Below are 20799 nucleotides of genomic sequence, written 5' to 3'. Positions count from 1 at the left end.
GGCATCCTGATCAAAACAACGCCATCTGCCCGCCCGGCGGGCAGAATGCGCTGCAGTCCAGCGCCAACGCCTCCCGCCCTTCGAACCCCAGCCGCCTGGCCGCCTTGCGAAAGCGCTGGGCCAACAGCTCGGCGAATACTCCCTCGCCGCGCATCCGAACGCCGAAGCGGCTGTCATACAACTCGCCCCCCCGGCTCTGGCGAATCAGGCTCAGCACATGCGCGGCCCGCTGTGGGTAGTGATCCTGCAGCCACTGCTCGAACAACGGTGCGACCTCCAGCGGTAGGCGCAGCATCATGTACGCCGCGCTCTGCGCGCCGGCCTCCTGCGCCGCCTCCAGCAGGTGCTCCAGTTCGCTGTCATTGATCATCGGGATCATCGGCGAACACAGCACGCCCACTGGCACTCCGGCCTCACGCAGCACGCGGATCGCCCGCAAACGCGCCTTGGGGGCGGCCGCACGGGGTTCGAGGGTGCGCTTTAGCTCATCGTCGAGAGTGGTGAGGCTGATCATTACCCGCACCAGACGCTGGCTGGCCAGTTCGCTGATCAGATCAAGGTCGCGCAGTATCAGCGAGCCCTTGGTGACGATGGTCACCGGGTGGCGGTAGCGCAGTAGCACTTCGAGCAAGCGTCTGGTGAGCTGATGCTCGCGCTCGATGGGCTGGTAGGGATCGGTGTTGGAACCCAGATTGATTGGCGCACATACGTAACCGGGCTCGCTCAATTGCTGTTCAAGTATCTCGGCGGCATTGGTCTTGGCAATCAGCTTGGTTTCGAAATCGAGGCCGGGGGAGAGGTCCCAGTAGGCATGGCTAGGACGGGCGTAGCAGTAGATGCAGCCGTGCTCGCAACCGCGGTAGGGGTTGATGGAGCGGTCGAAGGGCAGGTCGGGGGAGGTGTTGCGGGCGATGATGGTCTTGGCCGTCTCGATCCGCACCTCGGTGCCCTGGGTGAGTGGGACTTCCTGGTACCAGCCATCGTCCTCGACCACTGAAACGCTCGGGGCGAAGCGGTTGCGGGGGTTGTCGGCGGTGCCGCGACCGCGAATGGGGGCTGGTTTCATGATGAGAACCCGGATAACTGTATACACATACAGTAATCCGGGTTCGGCAGGATAGCTACAACCGATTATCGCGGGGCAAGCCCGCTCCCACGCTTGCCGCGTGACTTACCTTCAATCCTGCGGCTTCTTCAGCTTCGGATTGGGGAAGAACTGCACGGTCTGCACCTTGGCCGGCGCCGCCTTGGGCGCCAGGTGGTTGACCCGGGTGCCGAGCTCGCTGGGTACCGACAGGCCTTGTTCGTTCAAGGTGTCAGTGAACCCGCAGGCCACGCACTCTCGGTGCGGCACGCCGTCCTCGTTCCACATCATCAGCTTGTCCATCTCGCTGCATGCCGGGCAGACCGCCCCGGCGATGAAACGTCGTTTGCTCTTGCTCACGGCTACCTCGCTCATGCCGCCGCGTCCTCGGTAAGGCCACTGTGGCGCAGCAATGCATCGATGGAAGGCTCACGGCCCCGGAAGTCGACGAACAGCACCATCGGCTCGCGGGAACCACCACGGGCCAGGATGGCTTCGCGGAAGGCGCGGCCCGTCTCGGCGTTCAGCACACCTTCTTCCTCGAAGCGCGAGAAGGCGTCGGCCGACAGCACTTCGGCCCACTTGTAACTGTAGTAACCCGCCGCGTAGCCGCCGGCGAAGATATGCGCGAAGCTGTTGGGGAAGCGGTTGTAGGCCGGCGGACGCATCACCGAGACCTCGTCGCGCACGCCTTCGAGCACCTGCAGCACGCTGCGGCCGTCGCCGTGGGTGGCGTGCAGCTCGAAGTCGAACAGCGAGAACTCCAGCTGGCGCACCATCATCATGCCGGATTGGAAGTTCTTCGCCGCCAGCATCTTGTCCAGCAGGTCCTGGGGCAGCGGTTCGCCGGTCTCGTAGTGGCCGGAAATCAGCGCCAGGCCCTCAGGCTCCCAGCACCAGTTCTCCATAAACTGGCTCGGCAGCTCCACCGCGTCCCAGGCCACGCCGTTGATGCCGGACACGCCGGCATGCTCGATACGGGTCAGCAGGTGGTGCAGGCCGTGGCCGAACTCATGGAACAGGGTGGTGACTTCGTCGTGGGTCAGCAGCGCCGGTTTGCCGGGCGTGGCCGGGGTGAAGTTGCACACCAGGTTGGCCACCGGGCTCTGCAGCGCGCCAGCGGCGGTGCGGCGGTGATCGCGGGCACCGTCCATCCAGGCACCGCCACGCTTGTTGGCGCGGGCATAGAGGTCGAAGAAGAAGCGGCCGACGTGCTGGCCGTTTTCCTTTATCTCGAACAGGCGCACGTCCGGGTGCCAGCTGTCGAAGCCCTTGAGCTCGGCGATCTCGATGCCGTACAGGCGCTGGACGATGGCGAACAGCCCGGACAACACCTTGTCGATCGGGAAGTAGGCGCGCAGGGCTTCCTGCGACACGCTGTAGCGCTGTTCGCGCAGCTTTTCGCCGAAATAGCCGGCGTCCCAGCTGGCCAGCTCCGGAGTGCCCTGCTCGGCGGCGAAGGCCTTGAGCTGCTCCAGGTCCTGGGCGGCGAACGGCTTGGAACGCTTGGCCAGGTCACGCAGGAAGCTCAGCACCTGGTCGCTGGACTCAGCCATCTTGGTGGCCAGGCTCAGGTCGGCGAAGTTCGGGTAGCCCAGCAGCTTGGCCAGCTCCTGGCGCAGCTCGAGGATCTCTTCCATCACCGGGCCGTTGTCGAACTGGCCGGCGTTCGGGCCCTGATCGGAGGCGCGGGTGCAGTAGGCGGCGTACAGTTCTTCGCGCAGGGCGCGGTCGTCGGCGTAGGTCATCACCGCGTAGTAGCTGGGGAATTCCAGGGTGATCAGCCAGCCGTCGAGGCCCTTGGCCTGGGCGGCGGCGGCCATCTGCGCCTTGGCCGAGTCGGTCAGGCCGGCGAGGGCGGCCTCGTCGGTGACGTGCTTGGTCCAGGCCTGGGTGGCATCGAGCAACTGGTTGGAGAAGCGGCTGCCCAGCTCGCTGAGCTTGCTCTGCACTTCGGCATAGCGCTGCTGCTTGTCGGCCGGCAGGTCGATGCCCGACAGGCGGAAGTCGCGCAGGGCGTGATCGATGATGGTCTTCTGCGCCACATCGAAGCCGGCAGCCTCGGGGCTGGCGGCCAGGGCTTCATAGGCTTCGAACAGGGCACGGTTCTGGCCCAGCTCGGTGGAATAGGCGCTCAGGGCTGGCAGGCACGACTCGTAGGCCTCGCGCAGTTCCTGGCTGTTGCACACCGCGTTGAGGTGGCTGACCGGGCTCCAGGCGGCGCCCAGGCGGTCGTTGAGTTCGTCCATCGCCAGCACCAGGCCGGCCCAGGTCGGGTTCTTGCCCTGCTTTTCGAGGATCTCGGCGATGGCCTTGCGGTTGTCGGCGAGGATCTGCTCGATCGCCGGCAGCACATCCTCGGCACGGATTGCCGAGAAGGGCGGCAGATCATGGGACTGCAGCAGCGGGTTGTTCGCACTCACGGTTCGGGTACCTTGGCAGGAGAAACACGGGACCATCTTAATTACAATCGACGCCGACCGCAGCAGGCAGCCTGCCTATCGGCATTGCAGAGGAACACTATCATGGCCCTCCGGACCTTCCAGCAACACACGCCGAAAGTGGGAGCACGGGCCTTCGTCGACCGCTCGGCGGTGGTCATCGGCGACGTCGAGATCGGCGAGGACAGCTCGATCTGGCCGCTGACCGTGGTGCGCGGCGACATGCACCGCATCCGCATCGGCGCGCGCACCAGCGTGCAGGACGGCAGCGTGCTGCACATTACCCACGCCGGGCCGTTCAACCCCGACGGTTTTCCGCTGATCATCGGCGACGAGGTGACCATCGGTCACAAAGTCATGCTGCATGGCTGTACCCTGGGCAACCGCATCCTGGTCGGCATGGGCAGCACCATCATGGACGGCGCCATCGTCGAGGACGAGGTGATCATCGGCGCCGGCAGCCTGGTGCCGCCGGGCAAGCGCCTGGTCAGCGGCTACCTGTACATGGGCAGCCCGGTGAAACAGGTGCGCCTGCTGAGCGAGCAGGAGCACGCGTTCTTCCCCTACAGCGCCGGCAACTACGTGAAGCTCAAGGACCAGCACCTGGCCGAAGGCTACGACCGACCGCAATGACGCCATCGCGGGGCGGGCAAGCCTGCTCCCCCGACCTTTGCATACCCCGCGATGGCATCCAGATGAACAGCAGAGTGAACAGCTCCATGCACCAGCAGAACATCCTTTTCGACCTCGACGGCACCCTGACCGACCCGCGCTCAGGGATTACCCGCTCGATCCAGTACGCCCTGGCCAAGCTGGGCATCGACGAGCCAGACCTGACCCGCCTCGAGCACTTCATCGGCCCACCCCTGTTGCAGGCCTTCATGCAGTTCTATGACTTCGACGAGGCCAAGGCCTGGGACGCGGTGAACTTCTACCGCGAGCGCTTCAAGGTCACAGGGCTGTACGAGAACCGGGTGTTCGAGGGTGTGCCGCAGCTGCTGCAGGCGCTCAACGGCCAGGGCCGCACCCTGTATATCGCCACGTCCAAGCCATGGGTCTATGCCCGCGAGATCGCCCGGCATTTCGAATTCGACCACCACTTCAAGGTGATCTACGGCAGCGAGCTGGACGGCACCCGTACCAACAAGGTCGAGCTGATTCGCCACCTGTTGGATGAAGAGGGACTGGACCCGGCACAGACTCTGATGATCGGCGACCGCAAGCATGACCTGATCGGTGCGCGCAGCAATGGTGTGCAGTCGGTGGCAGTAGGCTATGGGTTCGGCAGCCGGGAGGAACTCGAGGCCGAGACGCCGGCGTTCCATTTCGAGACGCTGGCCGAGTTGCATCAGGCGTTCATCAAAGGCTGATATGTATCGGGGCTGCAAAGCAGCCCCTTTATCTCAAGGCCTTGCCATCAACCGTCCAAGCACCGCCTTGCGCTGTTCGATCGGCATCCGCCCCAGCGCCTCGACCCGCTCGTAAAACAGTCCCCAGTCTCCTCCAACCTCATCGAACAGCTTCGAAAACGCCGGGACCCACTGGTCATAAAGCCCAAAAGGCAGCAACTTGGCATTGTTCAATGGAGCAAAGATCCAGGCATCGAAACGCCGATCCCCACCCCAATCGCGGTCCCGCACCTCGCGGTACTCCCGCCGCAACCGCTCGAACTCGGCCTGCTTGGCTGCCCGCTTGCCCCCCTCATCCAACGGCCCGGCATAAATTGCCTGCAATCGCTCGCGGCTGGCCAACACCAGCCGGGTGAACTGTTCGCGCTGCCGGGCCCCGACCTCATCGATGGCAGCCAACCCACGTGCCGCGCGCCATTGCCGTGTTCCCTCCTGCTCGACAAAGGAGGCGAACGACTCGTTGAACTCGGTATCGTCCTGCACGTAGAAGCGCTGGTGCGCCAGCTCATGAAAGATCACCGTGGCCAGGCGCTCATCGCCCCAGCCGGCCATGGTCGACAGGATCGGATCGTCGAACCAGCCCAGGGTGGAATAAGCCTCCACACCTCCCACATAGACATCCAGGCCCTCCTGGCGCATCAACGCCGCCGCGCCGCGGGCCGCGCCCTGCCGGTAATATCCTCGATAGGCCACGCAGCCGGCGATGGGGAAGCAATGGGTCACCGGCTGCAACGACAGCTCAGGGGTCGCGAACACATTCCATACCACATACGGTCGCCCCAAATCGGCGTAGACCCGGTAACTGCCGTTGTCCGGCAACTTCAACTGCGCGCTGGCGAAGGCCCGGGCCTTTTCGGCAAACAACAGGCGCTGGCGCAACACCGGGCTGGTGGCAGGACTCTCGATAACCCGGTCCAGCGGCTGGCGTGCCCGCAACAGCTGCCACTGGCCCTCCGCCAGTTGGCCGTAGTAGCTCACGCTGGAGCAACCGCTCAGCAGAACGCCCAGCGCCACGGGAACCAACCCGGTGAAAACGCGGTCGAGAACCCGACGGCTGCAGCGCATGAAAAGAAAAAGTCCAAACATCGAGGCTGTCTATCTCGCTCGTCGGCCGAATGCGACCAAGACTATCTCGCAAAGGGGAAGCTTCGCCATGCGTACTCTGCTGTTTGCCGCCGGCACGCTCGTGCTGCTGTCCGGTTGTGCCTCATTCCTGCCCAGCGCCGACCCGAACCAGGCTTGGATCGACCTGGCCCCGGGTGACAACGACTCGCTGCATGCCTTGCAGGTTGATGAGCGCGCCTGGGCCGACACCCGCTATTTCGAGGTGCAGCCCGGCAATCACGAGCTGACCGTGCGCTACCAGTTCGCCGTGACGCCCAGCAACATCGGCCCGGTGGACGAGCCGCTGTGGCGCGACTGTCAGCTCAATCTCACCTACAAGGACTTCACGGCCGGGCAGCGCTATCAGATGCAGGCCGGCAGTATCGGTTTCCGCCCCTGGATCAAGCTTTACGACCAGCAGCAGAAACTGATCGGCCAAGGCGAGCCGGCAGGCTGCCAGCGCACCTGAACCCCGCGAACGGCGCTATGCTTGTAACCTGTGAACCGCGAGCGGGAGTTTCACCATGCGCCAGCCCATGATGCTGATGGCCCTCAGTGCCCTGGGGGCGTGCGCCAGCCCCTTGCCGCCCGTTGACCCAGGCAAGGCCTGGGTCGATCTCTACACCATCACCCCCGGCAGAACCATCATGGCCGACCGTCTGGACGGCCAGCGCCTGGATGACGGCCGCTACTTCCAGGTGACACCTGGCAAGCATGAGCTGGTGGTGCGCTTCGACTACGAGATCTATTCCGGCGGTTTCAGCACTGACCCCACCGAGCGAACCTGCTATCTCACCGTGCGCTACAACGATTTCAAGGCCGGCCAGCGTTATCGCCTGGAAGCGCGGGCCCCGGCGATGCAGCCGCAGGTGCTGTTGTACGACGCCAACCGAAAGGTGGTCGTGAACGAGCCGAGCAACGTCACCTGTATTCCTTGAACGATGATGGGGCTGCCGTGCAGCCCCGACCGTCGAACCTTACTGATCGTTCTTCTGGTAGATGATCTTCTTCGTGCCGCCCTCGCAGCTGCCAACGATCATGTTGGGATCACTGACCTCGGCATTGGACACGATCTCAAGCGTGTAGGAGGAAACCTTGTTCGCCTGGATCTTCGCTTCGATCTCGGCCTTCAGTTCCTCGCACGGCTTGGGCGCGGCCAGTGCGGCGGTGGCCAGCAGGGAAGCCAGCACACCAAATGCAACGCGGATCATGGAACGGCTCCTGGGGCAGGGCAGACGAGCTGCCAACGCTGTTTAGACTACAGGAAACCGCCGCCGTTGCGCCGCCTAGGACAGCAGGGTGGCGTCCAAGCTTATCGTCGCGTTGAGCACCTTGGACACCGGACACCCAGCCTTGGCCTTGTTGGCGATCTCCTGGAACTGCGCCTCGCTGGCCCCAGGCACGGTGGCCTTGAGGGTCAGGTGAACGGCGGTGATGGCAAAGCCATCAGCCTGCTTGTCCAGGCTTACCTCGGCGTGAGTGTCGATCCGTTCAGGCGTGAATCCCGCCTCGCCCAACATCATCGACAACGCCATGGAGAAGCAGCCGGCATGGGCAGCGCCGATCAGTTCCTCCGGGTTGGTCCCAGGCGTGCCTTCGAAACGGGTGTTGAAGCCGTAGGGCGCTTGCTTGAGCGCGCCGCTTTCAGTGGAGATCTGGCCCTTGCCATCCTTCAGGCCACCTTGCCAGACCGCCGATGCTGTCTTCTTCATGCTGCCTCCTGTCACAGGGTTGGGGTGTCTAAGGTTCTGAGGACCAAGCCCACGCCAAGTTCAGATCAATCCGCAGGAAGGCATTGAATCCGGCGAATATGCCCATACAGAGTCCAGAAGGCCATGGCCAATCACCTGAAGCGGAGGCTCCAATGACGCACCTGCGAGACCTGAAGATATCCACCCTCGACCTGGTGCCCGTGCGCGCCGATGGGAGCCCCGCGCAATCACTGCGCAACTCGCTGGACCTGGCCCGGCACGTCGAGCGCTTCGGCTACAACCGCTTCTGGGTCGCCGAACACCACAACATGGACGGCATCGCCAGTTCGGCCACCGCCGTGCTGATCGGCTACCTGGCCGGCGGCACCTCGAGCATCCGCGTCGGCTCCGGCGGGGTGATGCTGCCCAACCATGCACCGCTGGTGATCGCCGAGCAGTTCGGCACCCTGGCCAGCCTGTACCCGGGGCGTATCGACCTGGGCCTGGGCCGCGCCCCGGGCTCCGACCAGATGACCGCCCGCGCCCTGCGCCGTGAACGCTCCGGCAGTGCCGACGACTTCCCCGACGATGTCGAGGAACTGTCGCGTTACCTCGGCCCGCGTACAGATGATCAGAAAGTGATCGCCGTGCCTGGCCACGACACCGAGGTGCCAATGTGGTTGCTCGGCTCCAGCCTGTTCAGTGCCCAGCTGGCAGGCATGCGCGGCATGCCCTATGCCTTTGCCTCGCACTTCGCGCCGCGCTACATGCACGAGGCGATCCGCATCTACCGCGACCATTTCAAGCCGTCCACCACGCTGGACAAGCCTTACGTGATGCTCGGCATCCCGATGGTGGTTGCCGAGACCGACGAGAAGGCCGAGTACCTGGCGACGTCGGTGTACCAGCGTATCCTCGCGCTGATCCGTGGCCAGAGCCTGATGCAGCGCCCGCCGGTCGAAAGCATGAATGGACTGTGGCTGCCCCATGAGCGCGATGCGGTGAGCAGTTTCCTGGGCCTGGCGATGATCGGCAGCCCGCAGAAGGTGCGGGCGAAGGTGGAGGTGCTGCTGGAACAGACCGGGGCGGATGAGCTGATCTTCACCAGCGATCTGTACGAGCATGCCGACCGGATCAGGTCCTATGAGCTGATGGCGCAGGCCTTGAAGACCGGTTAAAGGTCATCGCGGGGCAAGCCCACTCCTACAGGGTACGCTCTGTGGGAGCGAGCTTGCCCCGCGATGGAGCCACAATCAGTCACGACTATAGGCAATTACCTTGGTCCCAGCCTCGCAGGTACCCACCACCTTGTCGGCAGGATCACCCTTGGGGGCGATCGTAAGCTTGTAACCCTTCACCCCCTTGGCATCCAGCTTCGCCGCAATCTCCGCCTTGAGCTCCTCGCACGGCTTGCCCGCCGCCAGCGCACCACCGGCCAACGCCATCAGCCCCACGGCCAGAATCAACTTCTTCATCGATCGCTTTCCTTGTACAGATCCAAGACGAAAAGGGCGCGAAGCTCGCGCCCTGCAACCTTATTACCCGATCAGGCCGGGCAAGCCTAGCCCAGCTTCGTTTCAGCTGTTGGCGATGCGGAAGCCCACCTTCAGCGTCACCTGGAAGTGCGCGGCCTTGTTGTCGCGGATATGCCCGCGGGTATCGACCACCTCGAACCATTCCAGGTGCTTGATGCTCTTGCCGGCCTCGGCCAGGGCATTGTTGATCGCTTCTTCGATGCTGGTGGGGGAGGATCCGACCAGCTCGATCTTCTTGTAGGTGTGATGATCCGACATGAGTGCTCTCCTGGGTTGGGTAGTCCGTTGAGCCTAGCAGCGCAGGCCCGGTTTACCTGCGAGCGATCGGCGCAGGAGAAAGTTCGACTGCACTTTCTCAGCGCCGCGCAGTCGCATTCCTAACAGCCCATACCGCGAAGGAGAGTCAACATGCCACGCAATTCCCTGCGCCAAACCTCCCTGGAAAGCATGGAAGCCGAGATCGAAAGCCTGCTCAAGACACTGGAGCACCTCAAGCACGATGCCTCGGAGGAGTCCCACAAGACCATGAAGGCGCTGCGCGGCAATGCCGAGAACGCCCTCAAGCATTCGCGCAGCCTGCTCAGCGATGCCTACGAGGAAGTGAAGACCCGCACCCGCCAGACCGGTGTTGCCACCCGAGACTATGCCCAGGAACATCCCTGGACCACTGCGGGTGTGGCAGTTGGCGCCCTCGGCCTGCTGGCCGCCTACCTGATGTGCCGGCGTAATAACTAGCCGACCTGCTGCAGCTCCCGGCGCAGCCATTGCGCCAGCTGCTCGGCGCGCCCGTCCGCGGCGCGCCGGGGCACCCACAGGGCCAACGCAGCGTGGGTCGGGGAGAATCCCCAAGGCGCAGCCAGCCGCCCGGCCTTCAGGTCGTCCGCCACCAGCGGCTGTGGCGCGATGGCCACGCCAAGGCCGGCCACCGCCGCTTCCAGCAGGTAGTACAAATGCTCGAATGCCTGGCCGTAACTCAAAGTGCCAGGCTCGATGCCATGCTGCTGCGCCCAGGTCGGCCAGGCCTGTGGCCGCGAAGTCGTGTGGAGCACGGCCTCGCGTTGCAACGCCACGGCTGGCGCGGCTTTCAAACGATCGAAGCCTTCGAAGCGCGGACTCATCACCGGACCGATCCACTCTTCGGCGAGCACATGTACCTGCATGTCCGCCGGCCATGGCGGCTCGGCATAGACCAGCAACGCATCCAGCCCCGGGCGCCGCGGATCGAGATCGCCTTCACCCGCGGACAGGTGCAGGCGCAACTCCGGCAGGTCGGCCTTCAGGCGCCCCAGCCGCGGAATGAACCAGCGCGCCAGCAGGCTGCCAGAACAGCCGAGCACGAAGGGTGCTTCGTCGGCATCGCGGGAAAGCTCGGCGCAGACACCGCGCAGCCGGTCGAACGCCTCGAAGCTGGCATCACGCAGGCGCACCCCGGCATCTGTGAGTTTGACGCCACGCCCATCCTTGCCGAACAGGGCCACGCCCAGATGCTCCTCGAGCACCTTGATCTGCCGGCTGACGGCACCATGGGTCACATGCAGCGCCTCGGCAGCCTGGCTGACACTGTTCAGCCGGGCGGTCGCCTCGAAAGCCCGCAGGGCGTTGAGGGGGGGAAGGTCATGGGCCATTTGAGTTGTGAGTTTTCCTGACAGGTTTGCGCAATCTTATCGGTTTTCAGCCGGCCACGTCGTGGTTAGAGTAAAGCCCATCACTCATCCATTACGCCCTGGAGCGCCCCATGACCCAGACCCAATACCGCGCCGGCCCCGATGCCAACGGCCTGTTCGGCTCGTTCGGCGGCCGCTACGTGGCCGAAACCCTGATGCCCCTGGTGCTGGACCTGGCCCGCGAATACGAAGCGGCCAAGGCCGACCCCACGTTCCTCGAAGAACTGGCCTACTTCCAGCGCGACTACATCGGCCGCCCCAACCCGCTGTACTTCGCCGAGCGCCTGACCGAGCACTGCGGCGGCGCGAAGATCTTCTTCAAGCGTGAAGAGCTCAACCACACCGGCGCGCACAAGGTGAACAACTGCATCGGCCAGGTGCTGCTGGCCAAGCGCATGGGCAAGAAGCGCCTGATCGCCGAGACCGGCGCCGGCATGCACGGCGTGGCCACCGCCACCGTCGCCGCGCGCTTCGGCCTGCCCTGCGTGATCTACATGGGCGCCACCGACATCGAGCGCCAGCAGGCCAACGTGTTCCGCATGAAGCTGCTGGGTGCCGAGATCGTCCCGGTGACCGCCGGCACCGGCACCCTGAAGGACGCCATGAACGAGGCCCTGCGCGACTGGGTCACCAACGTAGAGGACACCTTCTACCTGATCGGCACCGTGGCAGGCCCGCACCCGTACCCGGCGATGGTCCGCGACTTCCAGTCGATCATCGGCAAGGAAACCCGCGCCCAGCTGCAGGAGAAGGAAGGGCGCCTGCCCGACAGCCTGATCGCCTGCGTCGGCGGCGGCTCCAACGCCATGGGCCTGTTCCACGACTTCCTCGATGACGCCAGCGTGCAGATCATCGGCGTCGAAGCCGGCGGCCACGGCGTGGACACCGACAAGCACGCGGCCAGCCTCAACGGCGGCGTGCCGGGTGTGCTGCACGGCAACCGCACCTACCTGCTGCAGGACGACGACGGCCAGATCACCGACGCCCACTCGATCTCCGCAGGCCTGGACTACCCCGGCATCGGCCCGGAGCACGCCTACCTGCACGAAGTGAAACGCGTGGAGTACGTCAGCATCACCGACGACGAGGCCCTCGACGCCTTCCACGCCACCTGCCGCCTGGAGGGCATCATCCCGGCGCTGGAAAGCTCCCACGCCCTGGCCGAGGCGATCAAGCGCGCGCCGAAGCTGCCCAAGGACCACCTGATGGTGATCTGCCTGTCCGGTCGCGGCGACAAGGACATGCAAACTGTGATGAACCACATGGCCGCCCAGGAGAAACAGGCATGAGCCGTCTCGAACAACGCTTCGCCGAACTGAAGGCCGAAGGCCGTTCCGCCCTGGTCACCTTCGTCACCGCTGGCGACCCGGGCTACGACGCCTCGCTGGAGATCCTCAAGGGCCTGCCGGCCGCTGGCGCCGATGTGATCGAACTGGGCATGCCGTTCACCGACCCGATGGCCGACGGCGTGGCCATCCAGCTCGCCACCCTGCGCGCCCTGGAAGCCGGCCAGACCCTGGCCAAGACCCTGCAGATGGTTCGCGAATTCCGTGTGGATAACCAGACCACGCCCATCGTGCTGATGGGTTACTACAACCCGATCCACCGCTTCGGCGTGGAGCAGTTCGTCGCCGAGGCAAAAGAAGCGGGCGTCGATGGCCTGATCATCGTCGACCTGCCACCGGAACACGACGCCGAACTGGCCACCCCGGCCCAGGCCGCAGGCATCGACTTCATCCGCCTGACCACCCCGACCACCGACGATGCGCGCCTGCCGCGCGTGCTGGAGCGCAGCTCCGGGTTCGTCTACTACGTGTCGGTGGCAGGTGTGACCGGTGCGGGTTCGGCAACCACCGAGCATGTGACCGAGGCCATTGCGCGCCTGCGCCGGCATACCGATCTGCCGATCAGCGTCGGTTTCGGCATCCGCACACCGGAGCAGGCTGCTGCCATTGCCCGCCTGGCCGATGGCGTGGTGGTCGGTTCGGCGCTGGTCGACAAGATCGCCCAGGCCAAGGATGCCGGTCAGGCAGTGAAGGATGTGCTGAACCTGTGCTCGGCGCTGGCCGAAGGCGTGCGCGCCGCCCGCAACTGATCCGCGCAGCAGGTGTATTTGTGGGAGCGGGCTTGCCCCGCGATAACGATGGTGGACTCACCGCCGCTGTCGCGGGACAAGCCCGCTCCCACTGTTGCATCAAGCACCAAATATCGACAGATCCAACGGCCTGATCGCCCCCATCCAGATCGCATGATCGCGGTGATCCGCCAGCTCATCCCCGGTTTCCGGGTGCAGGAACACCACCAGCCCCTTGCGATACAGCGCCAGCCACGGCAACACCACACCCACCACCTCCGGCCCGAAGGCCAGCTGACAGCTCCAGTCAGGGTGCGGCCCGACCAGTTTCTGGTGCATGCGTCCCATGGTCACGGGAAACAGCCGCGTTGCTTCCTCGCATAGTTCACGGGCCTGCTCCATGGTCGATGCGTCGTAGTACACGTGGGCGTGATAGCCCTTGATCCTTTGCACGATGGCTCCTGATTGCAGTAATGCGAACATCTTGAAGTCTACGCCATCTCATTACAGGCGCTCCTGCTCCAGCCAATCCACAAACCGCTCGATCAACGCCCCACGCCGCTTGCGTGGCGGCAGCACCACGTAATACCCCCGCTTCGAGCGCAAGCTGCCTTTCAGCGGCCGGCACAGCAGCCCCTGCCCGACCAGCCCGTCCACCAGATGCGCCCAGCCGATCGCCACGCCTTGGCCAGCAATCGCCGCCTGAATCAGCAGGGTGTAGTTGTCGAACCGCAGTTGACCGGACGGAGGAGGGCTGTCCACACCAAGACCACGGAAGACACCGGCCCAATCGAACCAGCGACTGGCCTGCTCGCCCTTCAGGTGCAACAACGGCAATCGTTGCAAAGCCTCGGCTGACAAGGGTTTGCCATGAGTCAGCCGTGGGCTGCAGACCGGGAAGACCTCCTCGTCGAACAACCAGCGACTCTCGCCCTGATGGAAACGCCCATCACCAAACAGCACCGCCACATCGATGTCCGGGCGCAACATCCCCTGGCTGCGCTCGCCGGTCACCAGGCTCACGTCCACCTGTGGATAAGCGTCGTGGAAACGCTGCAAGCGCGGCATCAGCCAGAACGCCGCAAAGGCGAAGTCCGTAGCCACCTGCAGCACCTCGCGCTGGCCGCGCCCACTGGCTTGGGCGACGCCATCGTCCATCGCCTGCAAGCCCTGGTGCACCTGTTCGAACAATAGCAACCCCGCCTCGGTCAACTCGATGCCCCGGTAGATCCGGTCGAACAACCGCGTGCCCAACTGCGCCTCCAGGCGCTTCATCTGCTGGCTGACCGCCGGCTGGGTGGTGCCCAGCTCCACGGCCGCAGCCGTGAAGCTACGCAAGCGCGCGGCGGACTCGAACACGCGCAATGCGTCCAGAGACAGGTCGGCAAGGTGTTCAAACATAAGCATGGCTAATCCCAGTCATTGCCCGACGTGGGCTTTACCCACCTTATCCACAGCCCCATGCTGTATTGCAAGCGTTCACCATAACTCTCGACGATGGAAGGGCACCATGAAGCAACCCAATATCCTGTTCATCATGGCCGACCAGATGGCCGCGCCGCTGTTGCCGATCTACAGCCCGTCGCCGATCAAGATGCCCAACCTGGCGCGCCTCGCCGAGCAGGCCGTGGTGTTCGACTCCGCCTACTGCAACAGCCCGCTGTGCGCGCCCTCGCGCTTCACCCTGGTCAGCGGCCAGTTGCCCAGCCACATCGGCGCCTACGACAACGCCGCCGACTTTCCCGCCGACATTCCGACCTACGCCCACTACCTGCGCCGCATCGGCTACCGCACCGCGCTGTCGGGCAAGATGCATTTCTGCGGCCCGGACCAGTTGCACGGCTACGAAGAGCGCCTGACCAGCGACATCTACCCGGCCGACTATGGCTGGGCGGTGAACTGGGACGCGCCTGACGAGCGCCCGAGCTGGTACCACAACATGTCCTCGGTGCTTCAGGCCGGGCCGTGCGTGCGCACCAACCAGCTGGATTTCGACGAGGAGGTGGTGTTCAAGGCACGCCAGTACCTTTATGACCACGTGCGCGAAGACGATGGCCGGCCGTTCTGCCTGACCGTGTCGATGACCCACCCGCACGATCCGTACACCATCCCCAAACGCTACTGGGATCTCTACGAGGCTGTGGATATCCCGCTACCCCGCGACGTGATCGCCCAGAGCCAGCAAGACCCGCACTCGCAGCGCCTGCTCAAGGTCTATGACCTGTGGGACAAGCCGCTGCCCGTGGACAAGATCCGCGATGCCCGCCGCGCCTACTTCGGCGCCTGCAGCTATATCGACGACAATATCGGCCTGCTTCTGCAGACGCTGGAAGACTGCGGCCTGGCCGACGACACCCTGATCGTCTTCTCCGGCGACCACGGCGACATGCTTGGCGAGCGGGGGCTTTGGTACAAGATGCACTGGTTCGAGATGTCGGCGCGGGTACCGCTGCTGATCCACGCGCCCAAGCACTTCAAACCTGCGCGCATCAGCGCCAGCGTTTCCACCTGTGACCTGCTGCCGACGTTGGTCGAGCTGGCTGGCGGTGCTGTGGATAAAGACCTGCACCTGGACGGCCGCTCGCTGCTCGGCCACCTGCAAGGGCAGGGCGGGCATGACGAGGTGATCGGCGAATACATGGCCGAAGGTACCGTCGGCCCGCTGATGATGATCCGCCGCGGCGCCTACAAGTTCGTGTACAGCGAGGACGACCCCTGTTTACTCTACGACCTGAGCCGCGACCCGCACGAGCGGGAGAACCTCACCGGCAGCCCCGACCACCAGGCGCTGCTGCAGGCATTTGTCCATGAAGCGAAGCTGCGCTGGGATATCCCCAGCCTGCGCCAGCAGGTGCTGGCCAGCCAACGCCGCCGCCGCCTGGTAGCCGAGGCGCTGGCCATCGGCACGCTGAAAAGCTGGGACCACCAACCGCTGGTGGACGCCAGCCAACAGTACATGCGCAACCACATCGATCTCGACGACCTCGAGCGCAAGGCACGTTATCCACAGCCCGCACCCCTGGATTGAGAAGAGAGGCCGCCATGCAGAAGTTCTCCACCGCCGTACTTGCCCTGGCCCTGAGCCTGGGCACGGCCCACGCCGCCGACGGCGACGCGCAATGCAGCACCGTGAAACTGGCCGACCCCGGCTGGAGCGATATCGCCAGCACCAACGCCGTCGCCCGCCTGCTCTTGGAAAGCCTGGGTTACCAGGTGAAGATCGACAGCCTGGCCGTGCCGATCATCTACGGCGGCCTGAAAGATGGCCGGGTGGATGCCTTCCTCGGCAACTGGATGCCGGCGCAGCAGGGTTTTCATGACAAGTTCATCGCCAATGGCGACGTGCAACAGCTGGCGCGCAACCTGGAGGGCACCGAATTTACCCTGGCGGTGCCCGATTATGTCTGGGAGGCCGGCGTTAAGGAATTCGCCGACCTGCACAAGTACGCCGACAGGTTCGACAAGAAGCTCTACGGCATCGGCTCCGGCGCACCGGCCAACCTGTCGCTGAAGGCGATCATCGACAAGAACGACTTCGCGCTTGGGCAGTGGAAGCTCGTCGAATCCAGCGAACAGGCGATGCTGGCCCAGGTGGATCGAGCGGTGAAGAAGCAGCAGTTCATCACCTTCCTCGGCTGGACACCGCATCCAATGAACGTGAAGTTGAAGATGCATTACCTCACGGGTGGCGAAAAATGGTTTGGGAGCAAAGGTGATGTGTACACGCTGACTCGCAAGGGATATCCACAGGCTTGCCCGAATGCGGCGAAGCTGTTGAGCAACCTGACGTTCACGCTGGACATGGAGAACAGCATCATGGCCGAGGTTGTGGACAAGAAGGTGAGCTTTGATGAGGCGGCCAGGGCTTGGGTGAAGAAGCGCCCAGAGTTGCTGGATGGCTGGTTGGCTGGAGTGACTACCAAGGCTGGTGGGGACGCAGCAGAAGCGGTTAAAGCCAAACTCTGATTTTTGTCTGTTAGGCTGCCGGGGCCGCTCTGCGGCCCTTTCGCGACGCAAGGCCGCTCCCACAGGGATTCGCGCTCTTCTGTGGGGGCGGCCTTGTGTCGCGAAACGAGGGCAAGGCCCTCGCCAGCGATACTGAACAGGAATGACGCATGCCTCGTCTCCACCACCTGCTGCCCTTCCTCACCTGGCTCCCCCGTCAATCGGGCCGCAGCCTGCGCCAGGACCTGCTGGTAGGCCTAAGCGGCGCTATCCTTGCCCTGCCGCAATCCATCGCCTACGCCCTGATCGCCGGTCTGCCCGCCGAGTACGGCCTGTACGCCGCCATCGTGCCGGTGCTGGTGGCCTGCCTGTGGGGCTCGTCCTGGCACCTGATCTGCGGCCCCACCGCCGCCATCTCCATCGTCCTGTATGCCAGCATCAGCCCGCTGGCCGTGGCCGGCAGCGACGACTACGTGACCCTGGTGCTGCTGCTGACCTTCCTCGGCGGCGTCTTCCAGCTCATGCTGGGACTGCTGCGCTTCGGCGCGCTGGTCAACTTCGTCTCCCATTCGGTGGTGCTGGGCTTCACCCTCGGTGCCGCCGTCGTCATCGCGCTGGGGCAACTGCCCAACCTGCTGGGCCTGGACCTGCCAAGCCAGGCCACGGCTCTGAAGACCGTGGAGGAACTGGCTGGTCATGTTGGCGAGGTGGACATGCCATCGCTGGTGCTGGGGCTGAGCACCCTGGCGATTGGCGTGCTGTTGAAACTGTGGCGGCCACGCTGGCCGAGCCTGTTGATAAGTCTGCTGCTGGTCAGCCTGACGGCCTGGCTGTTGCCCGGCGTGTTCGGCCATGTGCCGCGTGTGCCCGCCTTCGTCGGCCAGTTGCCACCGCTCAGCCCACTGCCGTTACTCGATGTGGAGCTGATCCTACGCCTGCTGCCCAGTGCCGTGGCTGTCGGCATGCTCGGGCTGGTCACCAGCCTGTCCATCGCCCGTTCCCTGTCCGCACGTTCCGAGCAACTGATCGACGCCAACCAGGAGATTCGCGCCCAGGGCTTGTCGAACATCATCGGGGCATTGTTATCCGGCTACCTGTCCTCCGGCTCCTTTACCCGCTCCGGGCTCAGCTACGACGCAGGGGCCCGCTCGCCGTTGGCCGGGGTGTTCTCGGCGCTGTGGGTGGCGCTGTTCGCGGTGGCGGGGGCCGGGCTGATCGCCCATCTGCCGATCCCGGCGATGGCGGGCAGCATCTTGCTGATTTGCTGGGGGCTGGTAGACCATCGCGGCATCCGCGCGCTGTTCCGGGTCAGCCGTTCGGAGTTCCTGGTCATGGCGCTGACCGCCGCCGCGACCCTGCTGCTCGAGCTGCAGACGGCGATCTACGCCGGGGTGCTGGCATCGCTGTTCTTCTACCTCAAGCGCACCTCGAGTCCGCGAGTGCAGCAGAGCCGGGAAGGGGAGGCGGACGTGTTGCGGGTGGGCGGGTCGATCTTCTTCGGCGCGGCGCATTACCTGCAGCTGCGCTTGCAGCGCTGCCAGGGGCCGCATGTGGTGATCGATGCGCGACAGGTGAACTTCATCGATTATTCGGGTGTGGATATGTTGCACCGCGAGGCGCGGCGGTTGATGCGTAATGGCGGAAGCCTGACGTTGCAGCGGGCAAGGCCGCAGGTGATCGAGGAACTGCAGAAGCTGGAAGGCATGGCGAGTTGCCCGATTCGCTTCGAGGGCTGATGGTCAACTGGCATTTCTGTCAGTTGCGAACAGCGTGCAGGCGATGAAAGAGTAAACAACGCTCATTCACTGCGGAGCACGCCATGAGTAGTTGCGTTCATCTCGCCCTGGCACTCGTGCCATTACTAGCTGCTCAAGGCAGCGGCGCTGTGGATAACTGCTGGAGCGTTGCCGATGCTCAAGTACGGATTGCCCGGCTGGAAAGCGACATGACCGCTCGCGATCCCTACACTGGCGAAACGCAATCCACAGCCAAACTCGCTCACTACCAGCAGCAAATCGACCTGGAACGCCAATTCATCCAACAGCGCCCCGAAGTCAACTGCGCGCCAGTTGCCGACGCAACTCATCCAGCACAGGCACCGTGTCAGGACGCACCCCCCGCCAGATAAAGAACGCCTCGGCCGCCTGCTCGGCCAGCATCCCCAGCCCATCCAGCACCTTGGCCGCACCCAGCTTGCTGGCCCACTGGCAGAAAGGTGTCGGCTCCTTGCCATACATCATGTCGTAGCAGACGGTGCGCCCCGCCTCGACCAGGCTGTCGGCAATCGGCGGCAGTTCGCCAGACAAGCTCGCAGAAGTAGCGTTGATGATCACGTCTACCGGCTCCTGCAACCAGCTGAAACCACTGGCCACCACCGGCCCCAGCTCATCGAACTCCCGCGCCAGCTGCTCGGCTTTCTCGACGGTACGGTTGGCGATCACCAGCGACTGTGGCTTGTGCGCCAGGATCGGCTCCAGCACACCCCGAACAGCACCGCCGGCGCCAAGGATAAGGATGCGCTTGCCAGCCAAGGTCACCCCGGCGTTCACCGTCAGGTCACGCACCAGCCCGGCGCCGTCGGTGTTGTCGCCTTGCAAGGTACCGTCGGCCAGCTTGGTCAGGGTGTTCACCGCGCCAGCACGTTGCGCACGCGGGGTGAGGCTGTCGCACAGGCGATAGGCCTCTTCCTTGAATGGCACGGTGACGTTGGCGCCGCTGCCTTGCTTGAAGAAGCCTGTGGCGCAGTCGCTGAACTCGTCCAACGGCGCCAGCAGGGTGGCGTACTCCAGGTCCTGGCCGGTCTGGTCAGCGAACAGGCGGTGGATCAGCGGCGACTTGCTATGGCCGATTGGGTTGCCGAATACGACGTACTGGTCCATGGGAGCTCCTCGGTTATCCACAGGCTTACTGGGCGAGCCAGTCGCGGTCCTGCAGGAAATAGTCGGTCAGGCGCGCTTCCTCGCTGCCAGGCTCCGCTTTCCAATCGTAACCCCAGCGCACCTGCGGCGGCAGCGACATCAGGATCGACTCGGTGCGACCGCCCGACTGCAAGCCGAACAGCGTGCCACGGTCGTAGACCAGGTTGAATTCGACGTAGCGGCCACGGCGGTATTCCTGGAATTCGCGCTGCTTGGCGGTGTACGGCGTGTCCTTGCGGCGCTGGATGATCGGCAGGTAGGCATCGACGTAGGCGTCGCCGATGGCGCGCATGAAGGCGAAGCAGGTGTCGAAGTCCCACTCGTTCAGATCGTCGAAGAACAGGCCGCCGATGCCGCGTGGCTCGCCGCGGTGCTTGAGGTGGAAGTAGCGGTCGCACCAGGCCTTGTAGCGCGGGTAGACGTCGGCGCCGAACGGCGCGCAGGCCTGCTCGGCGACGCGGTGCCAGTGCACGCAGTCTTCTTCGTTGCCGTAGTACGGGGTCAGGTCGAAGCCGCCACCGAACCACCATACCGCCTCTTCACCCTCTTTTTCGGCGATGAAGAAGCGCACATTGGCGTGGGAGGTCGGCACATGCGGGTTGTGCGGGTGGATCACCAGCGACACGCCCAGGGCCTCGAAGCCACGGCCCGCCAGCTCCGGGCGGTGGGCACTGGCCGACGGCGGCAGGCCGGCGCCGAACACGTGGGAGAAGTTCACCCCGCCTTTCTCGATCACCTTGCCCTCGCCGATCACCCGCGTGCGACCACCGCCGCCGGCATCGCGCACCCAGGCATCCTCGACGAAGCGGGCGCCGCCGTCTTCGGTTTCGAGGGCAGAGCAGATGCGGTCTTGCAGGTCGAGCAGGTAGGCTTTTACGGCCTCGGTGCGGCTGGTCATCGGGTCACCTGGAAGGAGCGGGAAAATTCGCCGCGT

24 protein-coding genes are annotated in these 20799 nt (G+C 64.5%); 11 read left to right on the top strand and 13 right to left on the bottom strand.

Going from position 1 to position 20799, the window contains the following annotated elements:
- Positions 1-10: 10 nt before the first annotated feature.
- From AC25ND_RS06100 to prlC, 3 genes are all read right to left on the bottom strand, one after another.
- A complete protein-coding gene (locus tag AC25ND_RS06100; protein ID WP_373875717.1) occupies positions 11-1066 on the bottom strand; it encodes a PA0069 family radical SAM protein in 1056 nt (351 codons plus the stop codon).
- 111 nt (positions 1067-1177) lie between these two features.
- On the bottom strand, positions 1178-1459 hold the full coding sequence (locus AC25ND_RS06095; RefSeq protein WP_050703177.1) for a YheV family putative zinc ribbon protein: 282 nt from the start codon (positions 1457-1459) through the stop codon (positions 1178-1180).
- A complete protein-coding gene (gene prlC / locus AC25ND_RS06090; RefSeq protein WP_062360003.1) occupies positions 1456-3543 on the bottom strand; it encodes an oligopeptidase A in 2088 nt (695 codons plus the stop codon). The genes AC25ND_RS06095 and prlC overlap by 4 nt, the downstream gene beginning before the upstream one ends.
- A 66-nt stretch (positions 3544-3609) precedes the next feature.
- On the opposite strand from prlC, the gene AC25ND_RS06085 reads away from it, so the two are divergent.
- Together AC25ND_RS06085 and AC25ND_RS06080 are read left to right on the top strand one after the other, a co-directional pair.
- Positions 3610-4158, top strand: a complete 549-nt coding sequence (locus AC25ND_RS06085; RefSeq protein WP_028688707.1) for a gamma carbonic anhydrase family protein — start codon at positions 3610-3612, stop codon at positions 4156-4158.
- 86 nt (positions 4159-4244) lie between these two features.
- Positions 4245-4895: an HAD family hydrolase gene (locus AC25ND_RS06080; protein WP_062360143.1), complete on the top strand. Its 651-nt coding sequence runs from the start codon at positions 4245-4247 to the stop codon at positions 4893-4895.
- A 33-nt stretch (positions 4896-4928) separates the two neighbouring features.
- Here AC25ND_RS06080 and AC25ND_RS06075 read toward each other — a convergent pair whose 3' ends face one another.
- Entirely contained in the window at positions 4929-5999 is a 1071-nt protein-coding gene (locus tag AC25ND_RS06075) for an aminopeptidase (RefSeq protein WP_062360005.1), read from the bottom strand.
- A gap of 88 nt (positions 6000-6087) precedes the next feature.
- On the opposite strand from AC25ND_RS06075, the gene AC25ND_RS06070 reads away from it, so the two are divergent.
- Both AC25ND_RS06070 and AC25ND_RS06065 read left to right on the top strand, forming a co-directional pair.
- Positions 6088-6507, top strand: coding sequence for a PA0061/PA0062 family lipoprotein (locus AC25ND_RS06070; protein ID WP_028688710.1), 420 nt, complete (start codon positions 6088-6090; stop codon positions 6505-6507).
- A gap of 55 nt (positions 6508-6562) precedes the next feature.
- Entirely contained in the window at positions 6563-6976 is a 414-nt protein-coding gene (locus AC25ND_RS06065; RefSeq protein WP_028688711.1) for a PA0061/PA0062 family lipoprotein, read from the top strand.
- A gap of 39 nt (positions 6977-7015) precedes the next feature.
- Here AC25ND_RS06065 and AC25ND_RS06060 read toward each other — a convergent pair whose 3' ends face one another.
- Together AC25ND_RS06060 and AC25ND_RS06055 are read right to left on the bottom strand one after the other, a co-directional pair.
- Entirely contained in the window at positions 7016-7249 is a 234-nt protein-coding gene (locus tag AC25ND_RS06060) for a DUF1161 domain-containing protein (protein WP_236248623.1), read from the bottom strand.
- 75 nt (positions 7250-7324) lie between these two features.
- Positions 7325-7750, bottom strand: a complete 426-nt coding sequence (locus tag AC25ND_RS06055) for an OsmC family protein (RefSeq protein WP_028688713.1) — start codon at positions 7748-7750, stop codon at positions 7325-7327.
- Positions 7751-7902: 152 nt separating this feature from the next.
- Between AC25ND_RS06055 and AC25ND_RS06050 the strand changes: the two genes are divergently transcribed.
- On the top strand, positions 7903-8907 hold the full coding sequence (locus AC25ND_RS06050; protein WP_028688714.1) for an LLM class flavin-dependent oxidoreductase: 1005 nt from the start codon (positions 7903-7905) through the stop codon (positions 8905-8907).
- Positions 8908-8982: 75 nt separating this feature from the next.
- Here the strand turns inward: AC25ND_RS06050 and AC25ND_RS06045 are convergent, their stop codons facing one another.
- Positions 8983-9204 (bottom strand): DUF1161 domain-containing protein, encoded by a 222-nt coding sequence (locus AC25ND_RS06045; protein ID WP_028688715.1) that lies wholly within the window; start codon positions 9202-9204, stop codon positions 8983-8985.
- 102 nt (positions 9205-9306) lie between these two features.
- Positions 9307-9522 carry a dodecin gene (locus AC25ND_RS06040; protein WP_011531496.1) on the bottom strand — a complete coding sequence of 72 codons (216 nt, stop codon included), beginning with the start codon at positions 9520-9522 and terminating at the stop codon, positions 9307-9309.
- Positions 9523-9672: 150 nt separating this feature from the next.
- Between AC25ND_RS06040 and AC25ND_RS06035 the strand changes: the two genes are divergently transcribed.
- A complete protein-coding gene (locus AC25ND_RS06035) occupies positions 9673-9999 on the top strand; it encodes an ElaB/YgaM/YqjD family protein (protein WP_028688716.1) in 327 nt (108 codons plus the stop codon).
- On the opposite strand, the gene AC25ND_RS06030 is transcribed toward AC25ND_RS06035, so the two are convergent.
- Positions 9996-10889: a LysR family transcriptional regulator gene (locus AC25ND_RS06030; RefSeq protein ID WP_028688717.1), complete on the bottom strand. Its 894-nt coding sequence runs from the start codon at positions 10887-10889 to the stop codon at positions 9996-9998. The two genes, AC25ND_RS06035 and AC25ND_RS06030, sit on opposite strands and share 4 nt — an antisense overlap.
- Before the next feature lie 110 nt (positions 10890-10999).
- Between AC25ND_RS06030 and trpB the strand changes: the two genes are divergently transcribed.
- Both trpB and trpA read left to right on the top strand, forming a co-directional pair.
- Positions 11000-12217 (top strand): tryptophan synthase subunit beta, encoded by a 1218-nt coding sequence (gene trpB / locus AC25ND_RS06025; RefSeq protein ID WP_062360010.1) that lies wholly within the window; start codon positions 11000-11002, stop codon positions 12215-12217.
- Positions 12214-13023: a tryptophan synthase subunit alpha gene (gene trpA, locus AC25ND_RS06020; RefSeq protein ID WP_062360012.1), complete on the top strand. Its 810-nt coding sequence runs from the start codon at positions 12214-12216 to the stop codon at positions 13021-13023. Before trpB ends, trpA begins: the two co-directional genes overlap by 4 nt.
- Positions 13024-13122: 99 nt before the next feature.
- On the opposite strand, the gene AC25ND_RS06015 is transcribed toward trpA, so the two are convergent.
- The gene (locus AC25ND_RS06015) at positions 13123-13455 is read right to left on the bottom strand and encodes a DOPA 4,5-dioxygenase family protein (protein WP_236248620.1); all 333 of its coding nucleotides are present in this window, start codon (positions 13453-13455) and stop codon (positions 13123-13125) included.
- Positions 13456-13506: 51 nt separating this feature from the next.
- Positions 13507-14403, bottom strand: coding sequence for a choline sulfate utilization transcriptional regulator (locus tag AC25ND_RS06010; protein ID WP_069015971.1), 897 nt, complete (start codon positions 14401-14403; stop codon positions 13507-13509).
- Positions 14404-14512: 109 nt separating this feature from the next.
- Here AC25ND_RS06010 and betC point away from each other — a divergent pair, with 109 nt between their 5' ends.
- From betC to AC25ND_RS05995, 3 genes are all read left to right on the top strand, one after another.
- The gene (gene betC, locus AC25ND_RS06005) at positions 14513-16030 is read left to right on the top strand and encodes a choline-sulfatase (protein ID WP_486976165.1); all 1518 of its coding nucleotides are present in this window, start codon (positions 14513-14515) and stop codon (positions 16028-16030) included.
- Positions 16031-16044: 14 nt separating this feature from the next.
- Positions 16045-16968, top strand: a complete 924-nt coding sequence (gene choX, locus AC25ND_RS06000) for a choline ABC transporter substrate-binding protein (protein ID WP_486976164.1) — start codon at positions 16045-16047, stop codon at positions 16966-16968.
- A gap of 149 nt (positions 16969-17117) precedes the next feature.
- A complete protein-coding gene (locus AC25ND_RS05995; RefSeq protein ID WP_486976163.1) occupies positions 17118-18683 on the top strand; it encodes a SulP family inorganic anion transporter in 1566 nt (521 codons plus the stop codon).
- Positions 18684-19001: 318 nt separating this feature from the next.
- Here the strand turns inward: AC25ND_RS05995 and aroE are convergent, their stop codons facing one another.
- On the bottom strand, positions 19002-19826 hold the full coding sequence (gene aroE / locus AC25ND_RS05990; protein WP_062360019.1) for a shikimate dehydrogenase: 825 nt from the start codon (positions 19824-19826) through the stop codon (positions 19002-19004).
- A 25-nt stretch (positions 19827-19851) separates the two neighbouring features.
- The gene (hemF, locus tag AC25ND_RS05985) at positions 19852-20763 is read right to left on the bottom strand and encodes an oxygen-dependent coproporphyrinogen oxidase (protein WP_011531485.1); all 912 of its coding nucleotides are present in this window, start codon (positions 20761-20763) and stop codon (positions 19852-19854) included.
- Positions 20764-20799: the final 36 nt, after the last annotated feature.

The organism is Pseudomonas sp. P110(2024), from assembly GCF_057480795.1.
Note: the sequence above shows the minus strand (reverse complement) of the source record. Positions and strands in the feature narration are given on the sequence as shown.